Consider the following 14,894-nt stretch of genomic DNA (forward strand, 5'->3'; position numbering starts at 1 on the left):
CACCACTGTCGGTGTTCAACGGTCGCCGATCACGGCCGGCCGACCGCACGCCGAAGACGGAGGCCCTGCGGGGTGCTGGCGAAACCGGCCTCGGTGAGGAAGTCGGCGAAGGTGTTGCCGTGTACCGATTCGCCGTCGACCCGGTCTATGACCAGTGAATCCGCCCGGCCCGTCCGGACGAGATCTGCCAGAGCGCCCGCTGCCGCCTGCCGGGCGGCGGGATCCTCGGTACAGGTGAGCAGGGTTTTCCCGCCGCGTTCCAGATAGAGGACCAGCTCGCCGTCGACCAGTACGACCAGCGCGCCCGCCTTGCGGCCCGGCCGGTGACCGGCCCCGCCCTCGGTTTTGGGCCAGGGTAGGGCGGCGCCGTAGGGGTTGGCCGGATCGCAGGCCGCCAGGGCCAGCGCGGCCCCGGCGGGCCGCCGGTCGCCGTCGAACGAGCGCAGGCGGTCCACCACGTCGGTCGTGGAGAACTGCGCACCGCCCAGCGAGTCGACGAAGTAGCCGCGGCGGCAGCGGCCGCGGTCCTCGAATTCGCTGAGCACGCGGTACACCAGCGCGAAACCGCCGGGCACACCCTCGCTCTGTACCGACCCCTTGGTGAGCACGCCGTAGCGCTCGAGTAGTAGGTCGGCGGTGGCGTGCGCGCGGACCGTGTTGTCGGTTGTGCGCTCGGGTAGCAGCGACCAGCGCCCCGCCACGGTGGGCGGGCCCGACCGGCTCGGCATCGCCGGCCGGGGGAGGTAGGTGCGCCCGCGGGGTGCGCGCCGCGGGGTGCGATGCGCGGTCGGGGTCCGGGTGGAGCCGGAGAGCCGGGCACGCACCGGGGCGAATGTATCGCCGGAGACGAGGCCCGCCCACACCAGGTCCCACAGGGCGGCCGTGACCGCGGTGTCGTCCAGCAGGCCTGTTGTATCCGATAGTTGGCGGAAGAAATACGCGCCCGCACTGTGCGGCATCGATGCCGCGGCATCGACTCCGGCTCGCTGTTCCGCGGGCGCCGGGCCGGCGCCGAGCGCGGTGAGCAGCGCCAGGTGGGTTTCGGTGAACTCCGGTTCGTCGGCCGGCGGCAGGGTGAGCGGAGCCTGATCGGCCGGATGCAGCGCGATCCAGCCATCCTTGGCGTTGATGGCGCCGTGGCCGGACCAGCGCACCTCGCCGGTGGCCATGAGCTCGTCGAGGAAGGCGGGGGAGTAATCGCGGACCCGTGCCGGGAACACCAGCGATTCCCACGCCGAAGCGGGCACCGGGACGCCGGCGAGTTGCTCCACCACCATCGCCACGCCGTCGATTCCGCGCAGCTCGCCGGTCCCGATGTGCTGCCAATCGGGCAGGAACCGGCCGAAGGCGGCGGTGGACACCGGTTCGACCTCGTGCCGGGCGGCGGCGAGGCTACGCCGCCGCAGCCGCCGCAGCACCTGGGCGTCACACCACTCCGAACCGCCGGTCTCCGGGGTGAACTCACCTTCCACCACGCGCTTCTCGAGGCCGAGCCGGTGCAGCGCGGCCGCCGCGACCGCCGGGCCCAGACCGAACCGGTGCGCGACCGACTCGGTGGTGAAGGGCCCGTGCGTGCGGGCGTAGCGGGCCACCAGATCGCCGAGCGGATCGGGTACCGGTTCGATGAAGGCGGCCGGGGTGCCGATCGGCAGGGGCACCCCGAGCGCATCGCGCAGGCGGGCCGCGTCCTCGATGGCGGCCCACCATGTCTGCCCCGCGTAGGAGACCTCGAGCGCGCGCCGGGCGCCGGCGAGTTCGGCGAACCAGTCCGCGGGGTCCGCGCGGCAGCGCTCCCGGGCCTCGGCGGGGGTCAGCGGGCCGAGCAACCGCAGGAGATCGGCCAGGCCCTCCATATCCCGCGCGTGGCGTTCCGGTGTGCGGCGCTGGAGCTCCAGTTCGACCTGCGCGATGACCTCGCTGTCCAGCAGTTCCCGCAACTCCACCCGGCCGAGCAGTTCCGCGAGCAGGGCGGAGTCCAAGGACAGGGCCGCGGCACGCCGTTCGGCCAGCGGACTGTCGCCGTCGTACATGAACTGGCCGATGTAATCGAAGAGCAGCGCGTTGGCGAACGGGGACGGGGTGGCCGTCTCCACCTCGACCAGCCGCACCTGGCGGCGCGCCACCGCGGTGAGCAGATCCCGGAGCGCGGGCAGATCGTACACATCGCGCAGGCATTCGCGCACCGTCTCCAGCAGGATCGGGAAGGCCGGGAATTTCCTTGCCACATCTAGTAATTGGGCCGAGCGCTGCCGCTGCTGCCACAGTGGTGCGCGCCGTCCGGGATCGCGGCGCGGCAGCAGCAGCGCCCGGGCCGCGCACTCCCGGAAACGGGACGCGAACAGTGCCGACCCGCCGACCTGCTCGGTGACCAGGTCATCGATCTCGTCGGGTTCGAACACGAACAGCTCCGCGCCCGGCGGCTCGTCGGTGGTGTCGGGCAGCCGCACCACGATGCCGTCGTCGGAGGCATTCGGGGCGGCGTCGACGCCGAAGCGTTCGCGCAGACGGGCGCCCACCGCCAGTGCCCAGGCCGCGTGGACCGGCATTCCGTACGGCGAGTGCAGGACCAGCCGCCAGTCACCGAGTTCGTCGCGGAAACGTTCGACCACCAGGGTGCGATCGGTGGGCAACCGGCCGGTCGCACTGCGCTGGTCTTCCAGCAGCGCGCGTAGATTCGCGGTCGCGTTCTCGTCGAGACCGGCCGCGGTGGTCTGTTCGGTGAGGGTTTCCGGGGAGGTCTGCGCACCCGCCCGGCGAACGAATTCGCCCAGCGCGGCGCCGAGTTCGGCCGGGCGGCCGAGTGAATCACCGTGCCAGAACGGCAAGCGACCGGGGTGGCCGAAGGCGGGGGTCACCAGGACCCGGTCGTAGGTGATCTCCTCGATGCGCCAGCTGGTGGCGCCGAGGGCGAAGACATCGCCGACCCGTGACTCGTAGACCATCTCCTCGTCGAGTTCGCCCACCCGCGAAGCCTTCTCGCCGACCATGTACACCGCGAACATGCCGCGATCGGGGATCGCGCCGCCCGAGGTCACCGCCAGTCGCTGGGCGCCGGGCCGGCCGGTGAGGGTGCCGGCGTCGCGGTCCCAGACCAGGCGCGGCCGGAGTTCGGCGAACTCGTCGGAGGGGTAGCGACCGGCCAGCAGATCCAGGACCGCCTCGTAGGAGGAACGGGGAAGCGCGGCATAGCTGCCGGTGCCGCGCACGGTCTCGAACCAGGTATCGACGTCCAGCGGTTCCAGGGCGCAGGCCGCGACCGTCTGCTGGGCGAGGATGTCCAGCGGATGCGCGGGGATCTTCAGCGCCTCGATCTGCCCGGCCAGCATTCGCTGCGCGGCCACCGCGCAGTGCACCACGTCGGTGCGGTGCTTGGGGAAGAGCACGCCGCGCGATATCTCGCCCACCTGATGCCCGGCCCGGCCGATGCGCTGCAGCCCGCTCGCCACCGAGGGCGGCGCCTCGACCTGCACCACCAGGTCCACCGCGCCCATATCGATACCGAGTTCGAGGCTGCTGGTGGCCACCACACAGCGCAGCCGGCCGCTCTTGAGGTCGTCCTCGATGAGGGCCCGCTGTTCCTTGCTCACCGAACCGTGATGCGCCCGGGCCAGCAGCGGTTCGGCGCCGTGGTTGACTTCGGTCGACGGGCCGAGCTGTGCGGGCGGGGCGTGGGCGATGTCCACCGATTCGCCCACCCGGCCGGCGTAGGCCTCGTTCAGCCGGGCGGTCAACCGTTCGGCGAGCCGCCGCGAATTGGCGAACACGATCGACGAACGGTGTTCGAGTACGAGTTCGACGATCGCCTCGTCCACATGCGGCCACAGTGATCCGGGCTGATCCGACTCGCCCGGCTCGGTCATATCCGGGACCGGGACCCGTACCGAGAGGTCGAAGGTTTTGGGTGCGGGTGGGTTGACCACGGTGATCGGCGCCGAACCCACCAGGAACCGGCCCACCTCCTCGGGCGGCCGGACGGTCGCGGACAGGCCGATCCGCTGCGCGGGCCGCTCGGTGAGGGTGTCCAGCCGGGCCAGCGACAGCGCCAGATGCGACCCCCGCTTCGAACCGGCGATGGCGTGCACCTCGTCCACGATCACCGTGCGCACGCCGCGGAGGGTTTCCCGGGCCGCGGAGGTGAGCATGAGGAACAGCGATTCCGGGGTGGTGATGAGGATATCGGGTGGGGTGCGTTGCAACCGGCGGCGCTCCTGGGCGGTGGTGTCCCCGGAACGGACGCCGACGCTGATCTCCGGCGCCGGCAGACCGAGGCGGCGGGCCGTCTGGCGCACGCCGACCAGCGGCGCGCGCAGATTGCGCTCCACGTCCACGGCCAGGGCCTTGAGCGGGGAGACGTAGAGCACCGAGGTACCCGATTCCGGCGGATCGCCCGCGGCCAGCCGGTCGATGGCCCACAGGAACGCCGACAGGGTCTTGCCGGACCCTGTCGGCGCGATCACCAGGGTGTGCTCACCGGCCGCGATCGCCTGCCACGCGCCCAGTTGGGCGGCCGTCGGCGCGGGAAACGCACCATCGAACCACTGCTGGGTGGCGGCGGAGAACTCGGTCACGGAAACCAGTGTGCACCGGAGCACCGACACCGGTGCGGGCGTGACCCGGCCGACGCGGGCCGGCCGGGCGGCCGACCGGTCAGGCGGGGGCTCCACCGACCATCTCGGGACCGGTGATTCCCGGGTCGGTGAATTCTGTTTCGGCGAGGTCGGCAGAGAGCAGGTCGGGGGTCCGGGCCTCGCCGCCGAGTCCGGCCAGCCGGATCAGATCCTCGGTGGTCACGCCGCCGACCCGCCGGAACTCCCGGCTGAGTCGGCGGCGGAGGAATTCGGTACGGGATATACCCAGGCCATTGGCTTGCCGGTCGATCTCGTCGATGACCGCACCGGGCACGGCGCGGATGAGTATGTCTGTCATTCCTCGATCACCTCCTGGCTGGCAGCGGGGCACGATGGACCGGGAGCCGGAATGGTGTTTCTTCCAGCCGGCTACCGGTGACAGTCCGGCGTTTCTATGCTTCGACGGTGCCTGGTGTTCGGAAACTCGATCTGATCTCCCACGGTGTCACCGAGGCGTTACGGGCGGCGCGTTTCCCGGCCGATGAACCGCTCACCCCGGCGGGGCGGGCGGCGCTGGCGGACCGGGCGATCGAACCACCGGCAGGCGCACGGATAGTCGCGGGCCCGGAGCGGCGGACCAGAGAGACTGCCCGGCTACTGGGCTTGGATGCCGCACCACTGTCGAGATTACGCGATCTCGACGCGGGCGCCTGGCGTGGTGCGGAACCGGGCCTGTTGCCGCCGGAAGAAGTGGGTCGTTGGCTCACCGATCCCGCATACCGCGGCCACGGCGGCGAGTCCGTCCTGGATCTGCTGGACCGGGTCCGCGGGTGGCTCGGCGAGCCGGCCGGTGGCGAGGCGCCGCATACCATCGCGGTGACCCACCCGGCGGTGATCCGGGCGGCGCTGGTCGTGGCGCTGGCGGCCGCCCCGGAATCGTTCTGGCGTTTCGATGTGGCGCCGGGCGCTCGGGTCCGGCTGCACCACCGGACCGCGTGGACACTCCGGTTGAACTGACCCGCCGGGGTTACCGGGCGTCCAAGGCGACCGTGGTGCCGAACGAGAGCGGGAAATCGCGGAAGGTCATGCGCGCGGGCACCGATCCGATGGGTATCTCGTAGACCAGGTGGGTGCCCAGCGACTCATCCGGTTGCAGGGTGCGCGGCGCGGCGGCGGCGGCCGCGCGCTGCGCGGTGGCGGTCACATCGGGGGCGTATTTCGCGCCCGCCGTATCGTGGAGTTCCTGCCCGAGCGGCAGGTAGGTCTTCGGTTGGGCGGCGATATTGCGCACGGTGAAGCTGACCACCACGAATGCGCCCTCGGCACGTTCGATACCGACCGCGCTCACCCCCGACACCACATCGCGGACCGCGAATTCGAAGTTGCCGTCCCGGACCGGGACGCCGGGATCGGCGACGCTCCCGGCTGTCGGCGTGCCGTCGCCACCGAAGAACCGGATCGACCCGGCACCTCCGGCGAGCGCGGCCACACAGCCGCTGATCAGTAGGAGCGGAACAACCACGAGCACGATCGGCCACAGCAGCAACCGGCGCATGAGGCTTTTGCGGCGCCGCGGCGGTTTGGTCCGGGGGCGCGCCGGGCGGCGGCGGGGCGGGGGGCCGGGCGCGTGCGGTGCGGGCCGGTTCGGTGCGACCGCCGGGCCCGCATTGCCGCGGCCGTGCGGCGCGGGCCCGGGGATCTGCGCGGGACCGGGTCGCGGCCTGGTCTCCAGACGGGTGTATGCCCAGGTCGAGGGATGGGCGGCGGGAGGCACCGGCCCCGGGTCGCCGGGAGTGTATTCGGTGTAGGCCCGGGTGGCCGGATGCGACGGGGACTGCCGGACTGCCGAATCACCGGGCGCGTACTCGGTGTAGGCCCGGGTGCCCGGGTACGCCGGGGACTGCTCGGCCGCCGGGCTGCCGGGTTCGTATGCCGTGTAGGCCCGGGTGCCCGGATGGGCAGCGACCGCCGCGGCGGGCCGGTCGTTGAGTTCGTAGTGACGGGTCCCGGGATGTTCCACCGCGCCGGGGTCCGGCGCCGTCGCCGCACCGAGAGCGCCCCGCGCGGCCCGCGCGAACTCGCCGGCGGTGCGGTAACGGTCATCCGGGTTCTTGGCCAGCGCCCGGGCGATCACCCGATCCAGTTCCACGGGGACCCCCGGAACCAGCGTGCGCACGCTGGGCGGCGGGGTCGTGAGATGGTCGTGCATCTGCCGCGCCGGATCGGTATCGCCGAACGGGCGGGTACCGGCCAGGCATTCGTAGAGCACACAACCCAGGGAGTAGATATCGGCGCGGGCGTCGGTGCTCCCGGTGAACCGTTCCGGGGCCATGTACGCCCAGGTCCCGACCGCCAGTCCGGAGGCGGTGAGGGCGGTACTGCCGACGCCGTGGGCGATACCGAAGTCGATAAGGTACACGAAACCATCGCGCCGGACGACGATATTGGACGGTTTCACATCCCGGTGCACCAGTCCGGCCCGGTGCGCGGCATCCAGCGCCGCCGCGGTCTGGGCGACGATATCGACCGCGCGCCGCGGCGGCAGTGGGCCGTTCGAACGCAGGACACGACCCAGATCGTCGCCCTCGACGTATTCCATTTCGATGAACAGGCGGCCGTCCAGCGCACCATGGGCGTGGATCGGCACGATATGGCTGTCGTGCAGGCGGGCGGCGAGTTCGGCTTCGCGCTCGAACCGGCTGCGGTAGGTCTGGTCGGCGGCGAGTTCGACGGGGAGCAGCTTGAGCGCGACCCGCCCGCCCGGGCGGCCGCCCGAGGGCTCGGCGCGGGCGAGCCACACCTGGCCCATCCCACCCTGGCCGAGCAATCGCTCGAGCCGGTAGCGGCCCAATCGCTGCCCGCTCATGACGCATCCTTCCCTGTCCCGGCCCACGGTCCTTGCGGTCGCGGGGATCCGGGACCTGCCCGGGGCCGGACTGTACCCCGACCCTATCCACGGTCGGCGGCACGGCGTGAGGTCACCGACCGATATGTCCGCGACCGTGACCCCGCGAAGCCGCACCGGCGTCGGCCGGGCCCGCCGGTCTGTGCGAGGGTGACCGGATGGAGGCGATCGAGATCAACGCGGGCGCATGGTATCTGCGGGCGCTACGGGCCGATGACCGGATCGATGACCGGCCCGCGCTGGCCTCGGGCGGGATCACCGACCCGGATTACGTGGCCCGCCGCGGCGCCGAGTGGGCGGCGGAAACCCATTACTCCTGGGCGGTGTGCCAGCCGGCCACCGCGGAACTGGTCGCGGAGATCGGGGTGACCCCGCGACCGGATGGGACCGCCGCGGTCGAGGGCTGGGCCCGGCCCGGTCAGCAGGCGGCGCTGATCGCCGCTGCGGAGGCGGTGCGCCGGTTCGCCGCAGGGGCGTTGGGGCTGCGCCCCGACGCGGTGTGATCGCCGGCCGGGCCGGTGTCAGCCGAGGTCGCTGAGCACGCGGTCCAGCGCGGTTACCGCCGCGATGAGCTCGCCGGGTTCCACCGTCAGCGGTGGCCGGAAACGGATGCCGCGTTCGCCGGAGCCGATCATGAGCACCCGTTCGCGTTCCCACAGTGTGGTGAGGACGGCATCACGGAAGGTGTTGTCCGACAGCGTGACAGCACACATGAGACCGCGCCCGCGTGGTTCGGTGACCGCGGGCTGCCGCTCGGCGAGGTCACGCAGCAGGTCGAGCAGCAGCACACCCAGATCGGCGGCCCTGGCGATCAGATCTTCGCGTTCGATGACTTCGAGGATCCGGGTGGCCCGCACCATATCGGTGAGATTGCCACCCCAGGTGGAGTTCAGCCGCGAGGGCACGGTGAAGACATTGTCGTCGAGCTCGTCCACCCGGCCGCCGGCCATGATCCCGCACACCTGCGTCTTCTTCCCGAATGCCACCACGTCCGGTTCCAGGCCGAGTTGCCGGTAGGCCCAGGTGCTTCCGGTGATGCCGACGCCGGTCTGCACCTCGTCGAGGACGAACAGCGCGTCGTTGGCGTGGCACAGTTCCTGGACCGCGCGCAGGAATTCCGGGCGCATATGCCGGTCGCCGCCTTCGCCCTGGATCGGTTCGGCGATGAAGCAGGCGATTCCGTGGGGCCGCTCGGCGAAGGCGCGGGCGGCCTGCTCGAGGGCGCGTCGTTCCGCCGCCTCGATATCGGTATCCGGACCGAGCCAGGGTGTTTCGATCCGCGGCCAGTCGAAGGCCGGGAAGCGCTCGGTTTTGACCGGGTCGGTGTTGGTCAGCGACAGGGTGTATCCGCTGCGGCCGTGGAACGCGCCCGTCAGGTGCAGCACCCCGCCCTCGTATCCGGGTCGGGGTGTGCGCCCGTGGAGTTCGTTGTGCCGGCTCTTCCAGTCGAAGGCGGTTTTTAGCGCGTTCTCCACCGCGAGCGCGCCGCCGTCGATGAGGAACAGGTGCGGTAGGCGCGGATCGCCGAGCACCCGGACGAAGGTGTCCACGAAACGCGCCATCTCGACCGTGTAGATATCGGAGTTGCTCGGCTTGTTCAGTGCGGCCGTGGTCAATTCGGCGCGGAACCCGGCGTCCTCGGTCAGCGCGGGATGGTTCATCCCGAGCGCGCTGGAGGCGAAGAAACCGAACATATCGAGGTAGTCGCTGCCGTCGCGGGCGTCCACCAGATGGCGGCCGCGGGATGCGCGCAGGTCGAGTACCAGGTCGAAACCGTCGGCGAGCATACTGGCCGACAGGGTGTCGAACACGCGAGAGGCGGGGATGCGGCCATCTGTCCTGCCATCACCCGTGCCGGAGTGCTCCAGTTCGATGGTCACACTCCGACGGTACGGGACTGGATACCGGCTTGTCAGGAAGATTTACTGACAAGTCCGTAACTAATGAGAGTTGTTACGGTCTCGACTACTTTTCGTAGAATGTCTGAAGGATTATGGTGCTCCGGGTTCGGACATTGGCCGTCGCCCGGATCTGCTGCAGCAACTGTTCCAGATGCCGTGGCGAGGCCACCCGGACCAGCAGGATGTAGCTCTCGTCGCCCGCCACCGAATGGCAGGCCTCGATGCCCGGCATGTTCTGCAGCGCCGCCGGGGCATCGTCGGGCTGGGAAGGGTCGAGAGGAGTGATCGCCACAAATGCCGACAGCAGCTGTCCCAGCGCTTCGGGATCGACATTCGCGGTATAGCCACGGATCACGCCGCGCGCCTCGAGCCTGCGCACCCGTGACTGCACGGCGGATACCGAAAGACTCGCCTTCTCGGCCAGATTGGACAGGGTCGCCCGTCCATCGGCCATCAGTTCCCGGATCAGCAGGCGATCGATCTCGTCCAGGGTTGGTTTTGCCGGTGTTTCCGCCATCAGCGAAGGCTAACGTAGCGGGCACACCGCCGGAACACTGTTGTGAACGTTCATTCTCCGGCTGTGCCATTCGCACAGCGTATTTCGTCCGGCCGAACCCGAGGAGTTCGCGATGACCGAGACCGAACAGCAGACCGTCCCCGCCGGATACGCCGACCGGATCGGCGCGCTGCTACGCGCACTGGAGATCCCGCACCCGGCACCCGGCGATATGCTCGTGCGCTGCCCGATCGACGGCGGAGTGCTGGTCGCCCTGCGGCCCGACGGCCCCGCCGACATCGATACCGCGATAACCGAAGCGGCCGCCGCCTTCGCTTCCTGGCGGCTGGTCCCGGCGCCGCAGCGGGCGGGCGTAGTGCGCGAACTCGCCGTACTGCTGCGCCGCCATCAGGACGAACTCGCCGAACTCGTCACTCTCGAAGTGGGCAAGATCCCCGCCGAGGCACGCGGCGAGGTACAGGAGATGATCGATATCTGCGAGTTCGCGGTGGGGCTGTCGCGCCAGCTCTACGGGTACACGATGGCCTCGGAGCGATCGGGCCACCGGCTCATGGAGACCTGGCATCCGCTCGGTGTCGTCGGGGTGATCTCGGCCTTCAACTTCCCGGTCGCTGTCTGGGCCTGGAATACCGCCGTCGCGCTGGTCTGCGGCGACACCGTGGTGTGGAAGCCCTCGGACCGCACCCCGCTCACCGCCCTCGCCTGCCATACGCTGCTGCGCCGCGCCGCCGCCACCGCCGGGGCGGACGGCCGGATCCACCAGCTGATCCTGGGTTCCGCGGATGCCGGTGTGCGGCTGACCGACGACGAGCGGATCGCGTTGGTCAGCGCGACGGGGTCGGTGGCGATGGGTCGCGCGGTCGGTCCGCGCGTGGCCGCCCGATTCGGGCGTTGCCTGCTGGAACTGGGCGGGAACAACGCGGCCGTGGTCGGCCCGTCCGCCGATCTGGATCTGGCGGTCCGGGCCATCGTCTTCGCGGCCGTCGGTACCGCCGGACAGCGCTGTACCAGTCTGCGCCGGCTCATCGTGCACTCCTCGGTCGCCGACGAACTGCTGGACCGGCTGGTGCGGGCGTACCGGCAGCTGCGGGTGGGCAACCCGTTGGACCCGGGTGTCCAGGTGGGGCCGCTGCACGGGTCCGGCGCGTGGGCCGGCATGCGGGACGCGCTGGCGCGCGCCCGCCGCGACGGTGGCACGGTGCTGTGCGGGGGCGAGCGGGTCGAACCAGAGGGGGTGGGACCCGCCGCGTACTACGCCGACCCGGCGATCGTCCGGATGCCCGACCAGACCGCGGTGGTGCGCGAGGAAACCTTCGCGCCGATCCTCTACGTCCTCACCTACGACGATTTCGACACCGCCCTGACCCTGCACAACGCTGTACCGCAGGGACTGTCCTCGGCGATCTTCACCACCGACCAGCGGGAGGCCGAACGCTTCCTCGCCGCCGACGGTTCGGACTGCGGTATCGCCAATGTCAACATCGGCACCTCCGGCGCGGAGATCGGCGGCGCGTTCGGCGGCGAGAAGCACACCGGCGGCGGCCGCGAATCGGGCTCGGACGCGTGGAAGGCCTATATGCGGCGCGCCACCAACACTATCAACTACTCGACCGATCTACCCCTGGCCCAGGGCATCCGCTTCGACTGACGGCGGCGTCGGTCGGCAGGGTTCGGCGGATAAGGGACGGAACTCGGAGAAGAACTCGGCCGCCACGCGGCGGCCGATCTCCATACCGCGCGCCAAGACGCCGGGATCGGTTTCGACGCTGCTGATATCCGGTGACCCGGCCGGCGGATGGATCTGGCAGGCCGCCGCACCCATCCCGGCGATCACCCCGTCCTCCAGCGCCTGCTGGCCGGGCCGCAGTTTCCAGGCCCGGTAGGCGCCGGGGGCGGTGAACCGCATATAGGTGCCGCCGACCACGTCGTGCAACCAGGGCGGCGGTGGGCGGCGTTCGTCGGCGCGCCGGGTCCGCAGGATGAGCGCGTGGGTGGCCCCCGCCTGCAGCGCACTGCGAACGGGGACCGTTTCCGAGAGACCGCCGTCGAAGTAGCGGCGTCCACCCAGCGCCACCGGCGGGCCGGCCAGCAGCGGCAGTCCGGACGATGCCCGGAGCGCGGTCTGCAGCGTCGCCTTATCGACGATGAACGGATGCAGGTCCACCGGTTCGCCGGTGTGGATATCGGTGGCGATGGGGTGGAAGGTGGTCTCGTTGGCCAGGATGGCCGGAAAATCCATCGGATGCAGGCCGTCGTACACCTTGTGCACCAGATAGTTCAGATCGAACGCGGGCCGGCCGCGCAGCATCCGGGCCGGGGCGATGGCCCGGCGCATGATCGCGGCGTCGGTCCAGGCCTGCATACCCCGCCCCGCCCGGCCGCACAGCAGCCACGCCGCGTTGATCGCGCCCGCCGAGGTGCCGTACACCGCATCGAAGACCCCGGCCATACCGAGCTGCTCCAGCGCGTGCACCATTCCGCTGGAGTACACCCCGCGGCTGCCGCCACCCTCGACCACGAGTACGAGCCGATGGCCGTCGGTCCGGCTCGCGGATGCGAAACGGTCGCGGATCACCTCCGCGACCGTCGGTTGTACTGCGCTCACCCGGTCACCATACGTCGGAGCGGGTGGCGGCCATCGGCCGCTCACCCGCTCCGGAACAGTGTGCATCTACTGTTGGCTCACCGGTCGGCACGCTGTCGCATACCGGGCGCGGCCCGCAGCACAGCGGCTACTTGATCTCGGCGAGAACGGTGCCCTGGGTGATCGCGGCGCCGGCTGCCACGTTCAGTCCGGTGACCACACCGGCCTTGTGCGCATTCACCGGGTTCTCCATCTTCATGGCCTCGAGCACCACGATCAGATCGCCCGCCTCGACGGTCTGGCCTTCCTCCACCGCGACCTTGACCACGGTGCCCTGCATCGGGGCGGTGACCGCGTCACCGGAGGCGGCGCCGCCGCCCGCGCCGCCCCGCGTCCGCGGCTTCGGCTTCTTGCGGACGGCACCGGCCGCCGCCGGAGCGCCGGAACCGATCGAGAACTGGCCCGGCAGCGACACCTCGACGCGGCGGCCACCGACCTCGACCACGACCTTCTGCCGCGGCTCGTCGTCCGCTTCGGCCGGGGCGCCGCCGGTGAACGGCTCGACGGTGTTCTTCCACTCGGTTTCGATCCACTTGGTGTAGACGTCGAACGATTCGCCGTCGCCGATGAAGGCCGGATCCTCGACGATGGCCCGGTGGAACGGGATGACCGTGGCCAGACCCTCCACGTGGAACTCGGCGAGTGCCCGCCGCGCCCGCTCCAGGGCCTGGGTCCGGTTCTCGCCGGTGACGATCAGTTTGGCCAGCATCGAGTCGAACTGGCCGCCGATCACACTGCCCTGCACCACGCCGGAGTCGACGCGCACACCCGGGCCGGTCGGCTCGGAGTACACGGTGACCGGGCCCGGAGCGGGCAGGAAGTTGCGGCCCGCGTCCTCGCCGTTGATCCGGAACTCGAAGGAGTGGCCGCGCGGGGTCGGATCCTCGGTGATCTCCAGCTTCTCGCCGTTGGCGATGCGGAACTGCTGGCGGACCAGGTCGATACCGGAGGTCTCCTCGGTGACCGGGTGCTCGACCTGCAGGCGGGTGTTGACCTCGAGGAACGAGACGGTATCGCCCTGCACCAGGTACTCGACGGTGCCGGCGCCGTAGTATCCGGCCTCCTTGCAGATGGCTTTGGCCGAAGCGTGGATGCGAGCGCGCTGATCATCGGTCAGGAACGGGGCCGGAGCCTCCTCGACCAGCTTCTGGAAGCGCCGCTGCAACGAGCAGTCGCGGGTGCCGGCGACGATCACGTTGCCGTGCTGGTCGGCGATCACCTGGGCCTCGACGTGACGGGCCTTGTCCAGGTACTGCTCGACGAAGCATTCGCCGCGACCGAAGGCGGCGACCGCTTCACGGGTCGCCGATTCGAACAGTTCGGGGATCTCCTCGATCGTGTGCGCGACCTTCATCCCGCGGCCGCCGCCACCGAAGGCGGCCTTGATCGCGACCGGCACGCCGTACTTCTTCGCGAACTCGACGACCTCGTCGGCGTTCTTCACCGGGTCCTTGGTGCCCGCGGCCATCGGCGCCTTCGCCCGCTCGGCGATATGCCGCGCGGTGACCTTGTCACCGAGGTCGCGGATGGACTGCGGCGACGGGCCGATCCAGATCAGCCCGGCGTCGAGGACGGCCTGGGCGAAGTCGGCATTCTCGGAGAGGAAGCCGTAGCCGGGGTGGATGGCGTCGGCGCCGGATTTGGCGGCGGCATCCAGGATCTTGTCGAAGACCAGGTAGGACTCGGCAGAGGTCTGCCCGCCGAGGGCGAAGGCTTCGTCGGCGAGCTCGACGAAGGGTGCGTCGGCATCGGGCTCCGCGTAAACCGCGACACTGCCGAGGCCGGCGTCCTTGGCCGCCCGGATAACGCGCACGGCAATCTCGCCTCGGTTAGCTACGAGTACCTTCGTGATCCGCGCGCTGGCATGGCTGGGCACTGAGCCTCCTGTGTGCAATCTCTGTGTTCGCTGTGCGGGATGGGCCGCGCTTCGGCTCCGCTCCCGCGGATCGGGGTCCGCTGTCCGGCTTCCGAAGAGGATCGGATCGCTTGGTGGGCTCCGGGTCCGTGGGTTCGGATCCGCTACGCGGGCTCCGCGCCCGTGGTCGACACTATCTGTCTCGGGGCGAGTGTAGGCAGTCTGCCAACAAAGCCGGAACTCGGATAGGGCTACCGGGCAGTAGGTCGCAGATCACAATGGGTCGGAGCCGACTATGTGGCACACTGCTGCGCTTTTGGCGGCGCCTGCGGCGTCGCGGGGTCGAGGCCCCCTTGGTCTCGCCGTTTCGTCCTCGAGACCCGAGCCTTCGGCTCATGCGATGTGCGGGGGGTCGTCCATGGAGAGCGACCTTTGAGCGCCTTCGGCCAAGGGGCGAGACGGGCCTCGACCACGTCCGCCCCACGCCACCACATGAGTCGAGAC

The 14,894-nt window shown here is 70.5% G+C and carries 10 protein-coding genes; 3 read left to right on the forward strand and 7 right to left on the reverse strand.

The window, feature by feature from the left end:
- Window positions 1-29: 29 nt before the first annotated feature.
- Entirely contained in the window at window positions 30-4,568 is a 4,539-nt protein-coding gene (locus ACQPYS_RS04255) for an ATP-dependent helicase (protein ID WP_433491750.1), read from the reverse strand.
- A gap of 79 nt (window positions 4,569-4,647) precedes the next feature.
- Entirely contained in the window at window positions 4,648-4,926 is a 279-nt protein-coding gene (gene vapB, locus ACQPYS_RS04260; RefSeq protein WP_063035776.1) for a type II toxin-antitoxin system VapB family antitoxin, read from the reverse strand.
- Between the two features lie 107 nt (window positions 4,927-5,033).
- On the opposite strand from vapB, the gene ACQPYS_RS04265 reads away from it, so the two are divergent.
- Complete coding sequence (locus ACQPYS_RS04265) at window positions 5,034-5,585, forward strand: histidine phosphatase family protein (RefSeq protein WP_433491751.1); 552 nt, start codon at window positions 5,034-5,036, stop codon at window positions 5,583-5,585.
- Window positions 5,586-5,595: 10 nt separating this feature from the next.
- On the opposite strand, the gene ACQPYS_RS04270 is transcribed toward ACQPYS_RS04265, so the two are convergent.
- Window positions 5,596-7,434, reverse strand: coding sequence for a protein kinase domain-containing protein (locus tag ACQPYS_RS04270; protein ID WP_433491752.1), 1,839 nt, complete (start codon window positions 7,432-7,434; stop codon window positions 5,596-5,598).
- A 197-nt stretch (window positions 7,435-7,631) separates the two neighbouring features.
- Between ACQPYS_RS04270 and ACQPYS_RS04275 the strand changes: the two genes are divergently transcribed.
- Window positions 7,632-7,976: a hypothetical protein gene (locus ACQPYS_RS04275; RefSeq protein ID WP_063035779.1), complete on the forward strand. Its 345-nt coding sequence runs from the start codon at window positions 7,632-7,634 to the stop codon at window positions 7,974-7,976.
- Window positions 7,977-7,994: 18 nt separating this feature from the next.
- Here ACQPYS_RS04275 and lat read toward each other — a convergent pair whose 3' ends face one another.
- Window positions 7,995-9,353, reverse strand: coding sequence for an L-lysine 6-transaminase (lat, locus tag ACQPYS_RS04280; RefSeq protein ID WP_433491753.1), 1,359 nt, complete (start codon window positions 9,351-9,353; stop codon window positions 7,995-7,997).
- A gap of 85 nt (window positions 9,354-9,438) precedes the next feature.
- Window positions 9,439-9,891 carry an Lrp/AsnC family transcriptional regulator gene (locus tag ACQPYS_RS04285; RefSeq protein ID WP_030522498.1) on the reverse strand — a complete coding sequence of 151 codons (453 nt, stop codon included), beginning with the start codon at window positions 9,889-9,891 and terminating at the stop codon, window positions 9,439-9,441.
- A gap of 112 nt (window positions 9,892-10,003) precedes the next feature.
- On the opposite strand from ACQPYS_RS04285, the gene amaB reads away from it, so the two are divergent.
- Window positions 10,004-11,539: an L-piperidine-6-carboxylate dehydrogenase gene (amaB, locus tag ACQPYS_RS04290; RefSeq protein WP_433491754.1), complete on the forward strand. Its 1,536-nt coding sequence runs from the start codon at window positions 10,004-10,006 to the stop codon at window positions 11,537-11,539.
- On the opposite strand, the gene ACQPYS_RS04295 is transcribed toward amaB, so the two are convergent.
- A complete protein-coding gene (locus ACQPYS_RS04295; protein WP_245664504.1) occupies window positions 11,507-12,496 on the reverse strand; it encodes a patatin-like phospholipase family protein in 990 nt (329 codons plus the stop codon). The genes amaB and ACQPYS_RS04295 overlap by 33 nt on opposite strands.
- A gap of 127 nt (window positions 12,497-12,623) precedes the next feature.
- Entirely contained in the window at window positions 12,624-14,411 is a 1,788-nt protein-coding gene (locus tag ACQPYS_RS04300; RefSeq protein WP_433491755.1) for an acetyl/propionyl/methylcrotonyl-CoA carboxylase subunit alpha, read from the reverse strand.
- Window positions 14,412-14,894: the final 483 nt, after the last annotated feature.

The sequence above is a fragment of the Nocardia grenadensis genome (genome assembly GCF_050942415.1).
GTDB lineage: Bacteria > Actinomycetota > Actinomycetes > Mycobacteriales > Mycobacteriaceae > Nocardia > Nocardia grenadensis.

Excerpts from the sequence above, each read along its gene's own strand:
- vapB (WP_063035776.1), bottom strand. The coding sequence starts at position 4,926 with ATGACAGACATACTCATCCGCGCCGTGCCCGGTGCGGTCATCGACGAG.
- ACQPYS_RS04270 (WP_433491752.1), bottom strand. The coding sequence starts at position 7,434 with ATGAGCGGGCAGCGATTGGGCCGCTACCGGCTCGAGCGATTGCTCGGC.
- amaB (WP_433491754.1), top strand. The coding sequence starts at position 10,004 with ATGACCGAGACCGAACAGCAGACCGTCCCCGCCGGATACGCCGACCGG.
- ACQPYS_RS04285 (WP_030522498.1), bottom strand. The coding sequence starts at position 9,891 with ATGGCGGAAACACCGGCAAAACCAACCCTGGACGAGATCGATCGCCTG.
- ACQPYS_RS04275 (WP_063035779.1), top strand. The coding sequence starts at position 7,632 with ATGGAGGCGATCGAGATCAACGCGGGCGCATGGTATCTGCGGGCGCTA.